This is a genomic window from Micromonospora sp. WMMD964, assembly GCF_029581455.1.
Lineage (GTDB): Bacteria > Actinomycetota > Actinomycetes > Mycobacteriales > Micromonosporaceae > Micromonospora.
On the sequence record NZ_CP120860.1, the window covers coordinates 6,521,448 to 6,533,660 of the forward strand.

Below are 12,213 nucleotides of genomic sequence, written 5' to 3' on the forward strand. Positions count from 1 at the left end.
GTGAGCGCTGCCACGCAGGGTCGCCGCAAAAGTGTTTCCGCCGGGCGCGCGTGGTGCGCGACCGCCGAAGTCTGCCTGCCAGAGCACCGACCGTCGGTCAGTGCTCAACGATGGCTGCCCCGCCGCGGTCCGCATCCAACGGATCCACGATCGCACCCTGCGCGGTCAACGTGCCCTGAGCCAGCCGGGTCACCCTCGGCGAAACCGGCGGCTCCAGGTCGGCCACCACGCGGAGGCCGGAAAGGACGTCATCGGGCCGCACGGACGGGGTGACCTGCCGCACGACCAGTTCGAGTATCGCACACGGGACGGCTGGCGCCCCGGAAGGCGTCGGCGTCGGTGCAGAGGCATCGATGGATATCACGGCGGCACGAGCGTCGAACGTCCGTCGGCCCTGCTTGGTCATCCGCTCCACCAACACCTCGTCGGCGGCGACGAAGGCGTCCACCGCGGCGCGCAGCACCGCCGGGTCGACCTCTGGCATCTCGATGTGCCAGAGCGACGCCTCGATCCGGTCCGGCAGATTGCCGCCCTCGGCGATCACGGCGTCCAGGACGTCCAGCCCCGGCGAGAGAGCGGCATCCAGGGCGGCCCGCAGCGCCTCCGGGTCGACCGCCTCCTGTAGGCCGATCTCCAGGTACTCCGCCTCGCTCGCCACCCCGGTGGGCGCGGCGCTGGCGTAGGAGATCTTCGGGTGCGGGGTGAAACCCTGGGAGAAGGCGATCGGCACGGCGGCACGGCGCAGCGCGCGCTCGAACGCCCGGGCGAAGTCCCGGTGCGACGTGAACCGCAGCGGTCCGCGCTTGGCATAGCGGATGCGGACGCGCTGGACGACCGGCGCCTGGCCGCCCTCGGGTTGAGGCTTTCTGGCGATCGTGTGCTCCTCGGGGGTACCTGCGTGTCCACCCATCCTGGCGCAGGCGTCGTGACGGTACGCAGCCGGGGCGGTCGAACGGCACCGACAGACGGGTGCAAACCGGCCGCCGGTGTCGTGACCACGTCGTGAAGGCCGACGGCCGGCCGGCGACCAGAAGTCGACGACCGGCCATCAGGCTCGGGGCTGGTTACCGCTGCGTCGGCGGCGCGGGGGGCGGACCACCAGGAGGCGGCCCGTACCCGGGGGGCGGGGCGTAACCCGACGGAGGGGCGTAGCCGGAGGGCGGAGGGGCGTAACCGGGCGGCGGGGCGTAACCCGCCTCCGGCGAGGGGTACGCGCCGGGCGCCGCCTGGTCGAGCAGGTGATCCGGGATGTCGGCAGCCCGTGCCGCTTCCCGCCGGTAGCGACGACGGTTCCAGATCAGGAAGACCGCCAGCCCCAGCAACAACACCAGCACCACGGCGATCCCGATGCCCACCACCATGACCTGCTGGTCGGTGGGGCCACCGCGGTCACCGTGCTGGGTGACGTCGAACTCCTCGTCCGCACCCCCGGTGCGGGCCGGACCCGGGTCGGTGGCGGCGGCCGGGTCGAGCAGCGGGTTGGCGGTGACCGGCGGCACGTTCGCGGTCAGCGCCTTCACCGGGTCGATCACCCCGAAGCCGTACTGCGGGTCCCGTCCGGAGGGACCGGCGTCCCGCGCGGTCCGGATGATCCGGTTGATCACGCTCGCGGCGTTGAGGTCCGGGTACTTCGCCCGGATCAGCGCGGCGAGAGCGGAGACGATCGCGGCGGAGTCGGAGGTACCGTCACCCCAGCCGTAGCCGCCCTCGTTGGCGACGTTGTAGATGCCGTCGCCGGGAGCGGCGACCACCGCCTCCGGCCCCTGGACGGAGCCGGACCAGAACGCGCCGCCCCTGGTCGTCCCCGTCACCGCGATGACACCGGGAGTGTTGGCGGGGCTGTCCACGGCGACGCTGCCTCGGGCGGTGTTGCCGGCAGAGGCGACCACGACGACGTCACGGTCCAACGCGTACTTGATGGCGTCCTTCTCCACCGGGTTGGCGAAGCCCGGGCCACCGATGGACATGTTGATCACCTTGGCGCCGCCGTCGACGGCCATCCGGATGCCCCGGGCAATCCCCTCGTCGCGGTAGCTCCCGCCGTCCTTGCGCATCTTGATGGGCAGGATTCTCGCCCCGGGGGCGACGCCGACCACACCGTCGCGGCTGGCCTTCGCCGCGATGATGCCGGCCATGTGCGTGCCGTGCCCGTCCTCGTCGGCCCGGCCGTCTCCGGAGGCGCCGTAGCTGCGACCACCGGCGAGCACCTGACCACGCAGGTCCGGATGGCTGGCCTCGACGCCGCTGTCGATCACGGCCACGATCACGCCCTGCCCGGTCGAGATCTCGTGCGCCTGGTCGATCCGCAGCTCGTCCAGATACCACTGCTCTGCGCGCCGGGGCGCGGCGGCCGCCGGTTGGGCGGCCCCGACGACCAGAAGCCCGGCCAGCAGGCAGGCGGTCACCGGCCGGAGCGCTCCGAGGTTCACAGTCATCCGCCCGTCCTCATCGAAGGATGCCCGGGGACGCACCGTCACCAGGGCCCCACGGGTCGTCGTCCTCAGTCAACCACGACGAGTGCTCGGAGCCGGTGCCGCCGCCGTGTCCGGCGCCGCCCGCGCCGCCCATCATGCCGCCGCCCATCATCCCGACCCCGCCGACGCCGGCAGCGCCACGCGCGCCGCCCGCCATCCCCGCACCGCCTGCGGCGGTGCGGAGCGCGTTCGACGCGCTCGTCAGCGGTGGCACCTTTCCGTTGCCGCCACCCACCATGCCGGGGATGCCGCCGACGCCGATCCCGCCGCCCGCGCCCAGGCCACCGCCGACGCCGACCCCACCGGCCGAGCCCACGCCGGGCCCACCTCCGAAACCGCCGCCGGCGCCACCGAGACCGGCGCCGCCGAGACCGCCGCCGCCGATGCCGCCGCCCAGGCCGCCGACACTGCTCGGGCCGGCACCGGCCAGACCGCTGCTGTAGTCGTCGTCGCCGGGGTAACCGGAGCCGGTCGACGGGGGCGTGAGCTGACCGGTGCCGGAGGGCGAACCGCCGCCGATCCCACCGGGCCCGGTCGGGGAGAACGGGTCGACGGTCGACGTCGGGCCGCCCGTGTCGCCGATGCCCGGTGGCCTGCTGCCGATGGTGGGCCCGCCACCGCCGATGTCGGGCTTACCGCCGAAGTCGCCACCGCCGATGTCGGGCCGACCGGTCGGCGGGACCCGGGGGTCGCGACGGAGGTCGTCCGAACCGTCGTTTCCGTCCGGCCTGTTCACGGTGAGCTTGGGACGCTCGGTGTAGACCGCCTGCGGCAACGGCGCCATCGCCGTGTTCGCCGCCTGCTGGTTGTCCCGGTACCAGTTGTCCAGGTGGGACTTGGTGTCCCACCAGCCGCCCCGCTTCTGGTCGCCGGCCTGGCCGTCGACCTTCATCGTCGCTTCCAGGTCATCGGCCTTGTCGCGGAACGCGCCGTCGGCGTACGACGCCGGGTTGTTCTGGTAGTCCTGCCGCAGGGCGGCGAGGAAGCCGGACGAGCTCTCGCCGTCGCGGGCGTCGTCGAGTTCGGTGCCGTTGGGCAGGCTCCACTCGTTGAAGCCGAAGTCGTCCATCAGCGGAATCGGGATCGTGGAGACCGACTTGCGGATGTCGCCCTCGATCCGGATCAAGGCGCCACTGACGTTCGTCGCGTCGGTGATCAGATCCTCGATCTGCTTGCCGATCGCGCTCAGGTGCTCGCGGTACGCGTCACCGCCGCTGCCCTTCCAACCGGCGAGCATCCCGGGCAGGCCGCCGACGTGCGGGCGCTCCTGACCCGTCGCGATCGGCCCGACGAACGATCGGCCGACCAGCGCGTCGCGCAGGTGTTGCAGACCGGTGGAGAGGTTGTTCCAGCCCGCTCCGACCGAACCCACGGTCTCCGGGTCCGCGGAGAGCGTCACCTCGCGGACACACCGCTCCCAGGTTCCTCCAGCCATGACCGTCCCCCTCAGGCCGTGTACGGGTAGGTGGGCGTGCCGCCGGCGGTGGGCGGCGGTGCGGCGGACTCCAGCAGTCGCTCGATCTCCTTGCCGTTGGCCGCGTTACGCGCCTCGGTGTCGCGGAACGCCTTGGCGATCTCCTCGGTGCCCTGCTTCAGCGCGGCGAGCTTCTGAGTGAGCGTCGCGAGGTGCGCCTCCATGTTGCCCGTGGAGGTGGTCAGCGCCGCCCACTGCATGCGGGCGTCCTCGTACGCCCCGAACGGGGTGCCGTTGGGAACGGTCTGGGCGTTGTTGCTGTCGCCCTTCATCCGTTCCTTGATGCGCTCCATCTCGTAGCTGAGGGTGTCCTCGACGTACTGCTTCAGGCGTTCGACGTACGCCGCCGCGGCGTCCAGGTCCTCGACGCTGACGTGCAGATCGCCGGTGCTCGGCGGCGGGATGCTCCCCATGCGATTCCTCCCCCGTTCCCGACCCGCCGGGTCGGTCCATGTCAGACGCAGCGTATCGAAGTCTGACCAAGTCGGGGCAGCCCCCGTTCGCCGTCGACACACACCGGCCGGAGTCGGTGGAACGTGGCGGCGCGGCACGGAGCCCGACCGACGCCAACGGGCCCGCGAGACGCGGACCCGTTGGACGACATCGGAAGTGGAGAGTAGCGGGCGGCGCCTGCGGGCGCCGCCCCGGCAGCGAGGTCAGGCCTCGCCGGTCGGCACCTTCATGCCGTTGCCACCCACCGGGGTGAGCGGCAGCAGCTTCTTGCCGGTCGGGCCGATCTGGATCTCGGTGTCCATCGACGGGCAGACGCCGCAGTCGAAGCACGGCGTCCACCGGCAGTCGTCCTGCTCGAACCCGCTGACCGAGTCCTGCCAGTCCTGCCAGAGCCAGTCCTTGTCCAGCCCCGAGTCGAGGTGGTCCCAGGGCAGGACCTCCAGCTCCTCGCGCTGCCGGGTCGTGTACCAGTCGAGGTCCACCCCGAACGCGGGCAGCGTCTCGGCCGCCGCGTCCACCCAGCGCTGGTAGGAGAAGTGCTCGCTCCAGCCGTCGAACCGGCCGCCGTTCTCCCAGACCTTGCGGATCACCGAGCCGACCCGCCGGTCACCCCGGGAGAGCAGTCCCTCGATCAGCGAGGGCTCACCGTCGTGGTAGCGGTAGCCGATGGCTCGACCCAATGAGCGGTCCGAGTTGATCGCCTGCTTGAGGATCTTGAGCCGGTGGTCGATGACCTCCGGACGATCCATGGCGGCCCACTGGAACGGGGTGTGCGGCTTCGGCACGAAACCGCCGATCGAGACCGTGCAGCGGATGTCCTTGGAGCCGGTGGCGGCCCGACCGGCCCGGATCACCTCGTGCGCCATCTCGGCGATCTCGAGGACGTCCTCGTCGGTCTCGGTGGGCAGGCCGCACATGAAGTAGAGCTTCACCTGCCGCCAGCCGTTGCTGTAGGCGGTGACGACGGTGCGGATCAGGTCTTCCTTCGACACCATCTTGTTGATGACCTTGCGGATCCGCTCGGACCCGCCCTCCGGGGCGAAGGTCAGACCGGTACGCCGCCCGTTGCGGGACAGCTCTTGCGCGAGGTCGATGTTGAAGGCGTCCACCCGGGTCGACGGCAGCGACAGCGAGACGTTGGTGCCCTCGTACTGCTGGGCGAGGCCCGAGCACATGTCGCCGATCTCGGAGTGGTCGGCCGAGGAGAGCGACAGCAGGCCCACCTCGGAGAAGCCGGAGAACTCCAGGCCCTCGCGGACCATCTGCCCGACCGTGGTGATCGATCGCTCCCGCACCGGACGGGTGATCATGCCCGCCTGGCAGAACCGGCAGCCCCGGGTGCAACCCCGGAAGATCTCCACCGCGTACCGCTCGTGCACCGTCTCGGCCAGCGGCACGAGGGGCTTCTTCGGGTACGGCCAGGCGTCCAGGTCCATCGTCGTGCGCTTGTGCACCCGGAACGGCACGTCCGCCCGGTTCGGCACGACCCGCTGGATCCGCCCGTCCGGGAGGTAGTCGACGTCGTAGAAGCGTGGCACGTAGACGCTCTCGGTGCGGGCGAGCCGCAGCAACAGCTCGTCACGACCACCCGGGGAGCCCTCGGCCTTCCACTCCCGGACGATCGCGGTGATCTCCAGAACCGCCTCCTCGCCGTCACCGAGCACCGCGGCGTCGATGAAGTCGGCGATCGGCTCCGGGTTGAACGCGGCGTGCCCACCGGCCACGATCACCGGGTCGGCGTCGGTGCGGTCGGCGGCCAGCAGCGGAATGCCGGCCAGGTCGATCGCGGTGAGCATGTTGGTGTAGCCGAGCTCGGTGGAGAAGGAGAGACCGAACACGTCGAACTCGCGTACCGACCGGTGCGCGTCGACGGTGAACTGCGGCACGCCGTGCGTGCGCATCAGGGTCTCCAGGTCCGGCCAGACCGCGTACGTCCGCTCGGCGAGGGTGTCGGGCAGCTCGTTGAGCACCTCGTACAGGATCTGCACACCCTGGTTGGGCAGACCCACCTCGTACGCGTCGGGATACATCAACGCCCAGCGGACGGCTGCCGCGTCCCAGTCTTTGGTGACCGCACCCAGCTCGCCCCCGACGTACTGGATGGGCTTGGAGACCTGGGGCAGCAGCGGCTCGAGCTGGGACCAGACCGAATGGGTAGCGGCCGCGCGCGGCGTCGTGGACGGGGCACTCATGATGCCCAAGGGTACGCGCCCGTCCGGCGGTGGCGACGCGGTACTAACCTCGGACCGGCGCGAGAGGAGATTGCCGCGATGCCCGAGCCCCAGCCGGGAGCACGGCCGGCCGACGGGAGCACCCCGGGCGCAGAGCCGGACCGCGATCCGGCGGCCGCCGACAAGCCGACCTCCCCACCCGTACCGTCGGACCAGCCGGAACCCTCGACGCAGCCCACGGCTGCCGACCGACCGGAGTCGTCGGACCAGCCCGAGGCCACCGCCACCGAGGACGTCCCCGCGCCCAGGTGGAGCGGGTCGGCCGCGGTGCCGCCCCCGTTGCCGCGCCGACCAGCCTGGGGTGAGTCGGCCGAACCGACCCCACCGCAACCCGTGCCCGTCGGGCTGCCGGAGCACCAGACTCCGGTCGACCCGTGGGCCGGGGTGGACACCGGCGGCTGGGACCTGCCCTCCGCCGAGCTGCCTCCGCTGCCTCCGACGACGCCCTATCCGGTGCCGCCGGCGACCCGGCAGTGGTCCACCCCGCCCGCTCCCCCGGTCGGGCCGCACCAGGCGCCACCACCGCCACCACCCCCGCCGGTCGCCGGGCCCATGATGCCGAGTCGGCCGATGTCGCCGCCTGCGCCGCCGCCTGCGCCGCCGCCCACGCCGGTCCGGCCACCGAAGCAACGCCGGGGCGGGCACACCACGCCGCCGACCGCGCCACCACCCGGGCGACAGGTGCCCAAGGGGTACGCGCCGCGCCGCCGACGCCGCCGCTGGCCGTGGCTGCTGCTGCTCACCCTGGCCTGCTGCTGCGGTTGCCCCGCCTACTACGGGTTCCCGATCTCGGCCCAGTACCCGGCCCGCGCCGCGCTGCCCGAGCAGGTCGAGGACCTCACCCTGCGACAGGACAACCGCAGCGCGGAGACCGCGAAGCAACTGGAGAACGAGGTACGCAACGAGCACCTGCTGGCCGAGGACACGTTCGCCGGGGTCTACTCCACGTCGAGTGGCAAGCGGGTGACCGTCTTCGGCGGCACCGGGTTCCGGCTGACCCCGGAGGCGGACGCGGAGGCCGAGATCAGCCGGCTCGCCGACCGGTACGCGCTGGACACCCCGGAGACCGTGGACACCGGCGTACGGGGGCGGCACGAACGCTGCGCCGTCGGCCGGGCCGACGGCGGCGACGTGGTGGTCTGCACCTCGGTCGACCACGGCAGCATCGCCACCGCCGTGTTCACCCGGCTCTCCGTCACCGACAGCGCAACACTGCTGAACACCCTGCGCTCCCAGATCGTCCGACCCGAGCGGGGCTAGGGCCTGTTTCATAAGGGCGGTCGAGCCGAGGCGGAGCACGGGCGGCGATCCGGCAAGGCGCGGTTTCGTCCGGATACCGGTGTTGTATCCGGGCGAAACCGCAACGCCGCCGGGCGTCGTCCGGGCCCGCCGCAGGCCGGCCAGTTCTTATGAAACAGGCCCTAAGCCCCACGCCGGGCGGTCGACCAGCGCGGCTGGCGTGCCGGCGGTGACGTCCGTGACGCCGCGTGAGGTCGCGCCGGAACGACACATCACATCAGGCGATATACCTCTGAGTCATATTTATGACTCAGAGGTATATCGCCTTCTGGACCGGGTGTGGCCGAACGCCGGCCACCGGGCGCGAGCGGCCGACCGCAGGTGGTCGGGCCGACGCCCGGGTCAGGCGTCGCGGGTCGGGTCCGGGTGGGCGCGGGGCGGGGCGTAGCGGGGGACGTACTCCTGACCGGTGAGCTTCTGGATCTCGCTCATCATCTCGTCGGTCATCTGCCGCAGCGAGGTCCGGTCGTCCGGTCGGCCGGTGAAGTCCAGCGGCTTGCCGAACCGCACGGTGATCTTGGCAATGCCGGGCCGGGGCACCCGGGCGCCGATCGGCTGCGCCTTGTCCGTGCCGATCATGCCGACCGGGATGATCGGCACACCGGCGGCGATGGCCAGCCGGGCCGCGCCGGTGCGGCCTCGATAGAGCTTGCCGTCCGGCGAGCGGGTGCCCTCCGGGTAGACCACCACGAGGTCACCGCCCTTGAGCGCCGGGATCGCCGCGTCGAACGCGGACAGCGCGGCCCGGCCGCCGGCCCGCTCGACGGGGATGGCGCCCAGGCCGGTGAGGACGAACTTGGAGATCGCGCCCTTCACCCCGGTGCCCTTGAAATACTCCGACTTGGCCCAGAACGCCAGGTGTCGGGGCACGACCGTGCCGAGGAACAGCTCGTCGGCCACCGAGAGATGGTTGCCGGCGAAGATCGCGCCGCCGGTCTCCGGCACGTGTTCCAGACCCTCCACGGTCGGGCGGAACGCCACCCGCAGCGTGGGCGCCACGGTCAGCTTGCCGATGGTGTAGAGCAGGGGCACTGGTCCTCCGGCAGATGAGGTGCGAGCAGGCGGTGTCACCGTAGCGGACGCCTCCACACCTCGCAGACGGAGGTGTGGAGGCGTCCGCGTCCACGGGTTACGACCGGCGGACGGTGACGGTGACCCGCTCGCCGTCGCCGACCTCACCGGCGAAGCCGTCGAGGCCCTCGGCGAAGTCCACCGAGTCGGCGAGCACCTCAGCGGAGACGAAGTCGACGTACGCCGACACGGCAGCGCGTACCTCGTCGGAGGCCGACACCGACACCACGATCCGGTCCGACACGTCCAGGTCGGCGTCCCGGCGGGCCTGCTGCACCACCCGCACCACATCGCGGGCCAGCCCCTCGGCGGCCAACTCCGGGGTCACCTCGGTGTCCAGCACCACCACGCCCTCACCGCCCGGCAGCGGCGCCGAGTGCTCGGCGTCGGCGGCGACCAACCGCAGCTCGTACTCGCCCTCGGCGAGGGTGACGCCGGCGGCCACCGGGGCGCCGTCGACCAACTCCCAGTCGCCCGCCTTGACCGCCTTGATCACCTGCTGCACCTGCTTGCCGACCCGCGGGCCGAGCGCCCGGGGCACCACCGTCAACACCTGCTCGCAGTACGCGGACAGCTCCGCGCTGAACTCCACCGCCTTCACGTTGACCTCGTCGGCGATCAGGTCGGCGAACGGGCGCAACTGCTCCGCCGCCGGCGAGGCCACGGTCAGCTTGGCCAGCGGCAGCCGCACCCGCAGGCCCTTGGCCTTGCGCAGCGACAGCGCCGCCGACGCGACCGCCCGGACGTTGTCCATGGCCGCCACCAGGTCGTGGTCGGCCGGGAACTCGGTCGCCTCCGGCCAGTCGGTCAGGTGCACCGACCGCTCACCGGTGAGGCCGCGCCAGATCTCCTCCGCGGTCAGCGGCGCGAGCGGCGCCACCACCCGGCACAGCGTCTCCAGCACGGTCCACAGCGTGTCGAACGCGTCGACGTCTCCGGACCAGAACCGGTCCCGGGAGCGGCGCACGTACCAGTTGGTCAGCGCGTCCAGGTAGGACCGGACGGTCGCGCAGGCGCCGGAGATGTCGTACGCGTCCATCTGCGCACCGACCGTGGCCACCAGCTCGTTCGTCTTCGCCAGCACGTACCTGTCGAGCAGGTGCGTCGAGTCGGTACGACGACGCGCCTGGTGCCCGTCGGCGTTGGCGTAGAGCGTGAAGAAGTACCACACGTTCCACAACGGCAGCAGCACCTGCCGCACGGCGTCCCGGATGAGCGTCTCCGTCACCGCCATGTCCCCGCCCCGCAGCACGGGTGAGGACATCAGCATCCACCGCATCGCGTCCGACCCGTACGAGTCGAAGACGTGGTAGACGTCCGGGTAGTTGCGCAGGCTCTTGGACATCTTGCGTCCGTCCGAGCCGAGCAGGATGCCGTGGCTCAGGCAGTTGCGGAACGCCGGCCGGTCGAACAGTGCGGTGGCGAGCACGTGCATCGTGTAGAACCAGCCACGGGTCTGCCCGATGTACTCGACGATGAAGTCACCCGGGTAGTGGTGCTCGAACCAGTCCGCGTTCTCGAACGGGTAGTGCACCTGGGCGAACGGCATCGACCCGGATTCGAACCAGCAGTCCAGCACCTCCGGCACCCGACGCATCATCGACTGACCGGTCGGGTCGTCCGGGTTGGGGCGGACCAGCTCGTCCACCGCCGGCCGGTGCAGGTCGCTGAGGCGCACGCCGAAGTCCCGCTCGATGTCGGCGAGCGAGCCGTAGACGTCCAGGCGCGGGTAGTTCGGGTCGTCGGACTTCCACACCGGGATCGGCGAGCCCCAGAACCGGTTACGGCTGATCGACCAGTCGCGGGCGTTGGCCAGCCACTTGCCGAACGAGCCGTCCTTGATGTGCCCGGGCGTCCAGTTGATCTCCTGGTTCAGCTCGACCATCCGGTCCCGGAACTGGGTCACCGCGACGAACCACGACGACACCGCCTTGTAGACCAGCGGGGTGTCGCAGCGCCAGCAGTGCGGGTACGAGTGGGTGTAGGTGTCCTGCTTGAGCACCACCCCCCGCTCCTTCAGCTCCCGGATCACCGGCTTGTTGACGTCGAAAACCTGCTCACCCTGGTACGGCGGCACCAGTGCGGTGAACCGGGTGTGGTCGTCGACGGTGACGATGGTGGGGATGCCGGCGGCGTTGCAGACGTTCTGGTCGTCCTCACCGAAGGCCGGGGCCAGGTGCACGATCCCGGTGCCGTCCTCGGTGGTCACGAACTCCGCGCCGAGCACCTGGTAGGCGTTCTCCCCGGCCTGCTCGACGAGGAAGTCGAACAGCGGCGTGTAGCGGCGTCCGACCAGGTCCCGGCCGTACACCGTGCCGACCTGCTCGTACCCGTCCAGCTCCTTGGCGTACGCGGCCAGCCGTGCGGCACCGACCACGAAACGGTCCCCGTCGCGCTCCAGCACCGCGTACTCGATGTCCGGGCCGACGGCGAGCGCCAGGTTCGACGGCAGGGTCCACGGCGTGGTGGTCCAGACACCCAGCTTGACCGGCCCGCGCACCAGCTCCGGGGCGGACTCGTCGGCGGTCAGCCCGAACCACACCGACAGCGTCGGGTCGTGCCGATCCCGGTAGACGTCGTCCATCCGGGTCTCGGTGTTCGACAGCGGCGTCTCGCACCGCCAGCAGTACGCCAGCACCCGGAAGCCCTCGTAGATCAGCCCCTTGTCGTGCAGGGTCTTGAAGGCCCACATGACGCTTTCCATGTAGTCCAGGTCGAGGGTCTTGTAGTCGTTGGCGAAGTCGACCCAGCGGGCCTGGCGGTTGATGTACCGCTCCCAGTCCTGGGTGAACTCCAGCACCGACGTCCGGCAGGCCTCGTTGAACCGGGCCACGCCCAGGTCGATGATCTCCGCCTTGCTGGTGATGCCGAGCTGCTTCTCCGCCACCACCTCGGCGGGCAGGCCGTGGCAGTCCCAGCCGAAGCGCCGCTCCACGTGCCGCCCGCGCATGGTCTGGTAGCGCGGCACCACGTCCTTCACGTACCCGGTGAACAGGTGACCGTAGTGCGGCAGGCCGTTCGCGAACGGCGGGCCGTCGTAGAAGACGTACTCGTTCTTGCCGTCGTCGCCAGCCGGACGGGCCTCGACCGACGCCTCGAAGGTCTTGTCGGCCGTCCAGTGCTCCAGCACCCGGCGCTCGACCGCGGGCAGGTCCGGGCTCGCCGGGACACCGGCGCCGGTCGGGTCGTGCAACGGATAGGCCATCTGCTG

The 12,213-nt window shown here is 71.3% G+C and carries 8 protein-coding genes; 1 reads left to right on the top strand and 7 read right to left on the bottom strand.

Translation table 11 applies throughout. The features are described from left to right. Positions 1-97: 97 nt before the first annotated feature. The 5 genes from O7616_RS29700 to O7616_RS29720 form a co-directional block, all read right to left on the bottom strand. Positions 98-910: a TIGR03936 family radical SAM-associated protein gene (locus tag O7616_RS29700; protein WP_282257091.1), complete on the bottom strand. Its 813-nt coding sequence runs from the start codon at positions 908-910 to the stop codon at positions 98-100. A gap of 154 nt (positions 911-1,064) precedes the next feature. Beyond that, on the bottom strand, positions 1,065-2,435 hold the full coding sequence (mycP, locus tag O7616_RS29705) for a type VII secretion-associated serine protease mycosin (protein ID WP_282304957.1): 1,371 nt from the start codon (positions 2,433-2,435) through the stop codon (positions 1,065-1,067). Between the two features lie 10 nt (positions 2,436-2,445). Further along, positions 2,446-3,909 carry a hypothetical protein gene (locus O7616_RS29710; protein WP_282304958.1) on the bottom strand — a complete coding sequence of 488 codons (1,464 nt, stop codon included), beginning with the start codon at positions 3,907-3,909 and terminating at the stop codon, positions 2,446-2,448. An 11-nt stretch (positions 3,910-3,920) separates the two neighbouring features. Beyond that, positions 3,921-4,361: a hypothetical protein gene (locus tag O7616_RS29715; protein WP_282257088.1), complete on the bottom strand. Its 441-nt coding sequence runs from the start codon at positions 4,359-4,361 to the stop codon at positions 3,921-3,923. 243 nt (positions 4,362-4,604) lie between these two features. Then, positions 4,605-6,593: a TIGR03960 family B12-binding radical SAM protein gene (locus tag O7616_RS29720; protein WP_282304959.1), complete on the bottom strand. Its 1,989-nt coding sequence runs from the start codon at positions 6,591-6,593 to the stop codon at positions 4,605-4,607. Between the two features lie 78 nt (positions 6,594-6,671). Here O7616_RS29720 and O7616_RS29725 point away from each other — a divergent pair, with 78 nt between their 5' ends. Continuing rightward, positions 6,672-7,892 carry a hypothetical protein gene (locus O7616_RS29725; RefSeq protein WP_282304960.1) on the top strand — a complete coding sequence of 407 codons (1,221 nt, stop codon included), beginning with the start codon at positions 6,672-6,674 and terminating at the stop codon, positions 7,890-7,892. Between the two features lie 381 nt (positions 7,893-8,273). Here O7616_RS29725 and O7616_RS29730 read toward each other — a convergent pair whose 3' ends face one another. Both O7616_RS29730 and ileS read right to left on the bottom strand, forming a co-directional pair. Further along, on the bottom strand, positions 8,274-8,963 hold the full coding sequence (locus O7616_RS29730) for a lysophospholipid acyltransferase family protein (RefSeq protein WP_145779371.1): 690 nt from the start codon (positions 8,961-8,963) through the stop codon (positions 8,274-8,276). 97 nt (positions 8,964-9,060) lie between these two features. Further along, entirely contained in the window at positions 9,061-12,207 is a 3,147-nt protein-coding gene (gene ileS / locus O7616_RS29735; RefSeq protein ID WP_282304961.1) for an isoleucine--tRNA ligase, read from the bottom strand. Positions 12,208-12,213: the final 6 nt, after the last annotated feature.

Coding starts and splice junctions, on each gene's coding strand:
- O7616_RS29700 (WP_282257091.1), bottom strand. CDS start 910: ATGGGTGGACACGCAGGTACCCCCGAGGAGCACACGATCGCCAGAAAG.
- mycP (WP_282304957.1), bottom strand. CDS start 2,435: ATGACTGTGAACCTCGGAGCGCTCCGGCCGGTGACCGCCTGCCTGCTG.
- O7616_RS29710 (WP_282304958.1), bottom strand. CDS start 3,909: ATGGCTGGAGGAACCTGGGAGCGGTGTGTCCGCGAGGTGACGCTCTCC.
- O7616_RS29715 (WP_282257088.1), bottom strand. CDS start 4,361: ATGGGGAGCATCCCGCCGCCGAGCACCGGCGATCTGCACGTCAGCGTC.
- O7616_RS29720 (WP_282304959.1), bottom strand. CDS start 6,593: ATGAGTGCCCCGTCCACGACGCCGCGCGCGGCCGCTACCCATTCGGTC.
- O7616_RS29725 (WP_282304960.1), top strand. CDS start 6,672: ATGCCCGAGCCCCAGCCGGGAGCACGGCCGGCCGACGGGAGCACCCCG.
- ileS (WP_282304961.1), bottom strand. CDS start 12,207: ATGGCCTATCCGTTGCACGACCCGACCGGCGCCGGTGTCCCGGCGAGC.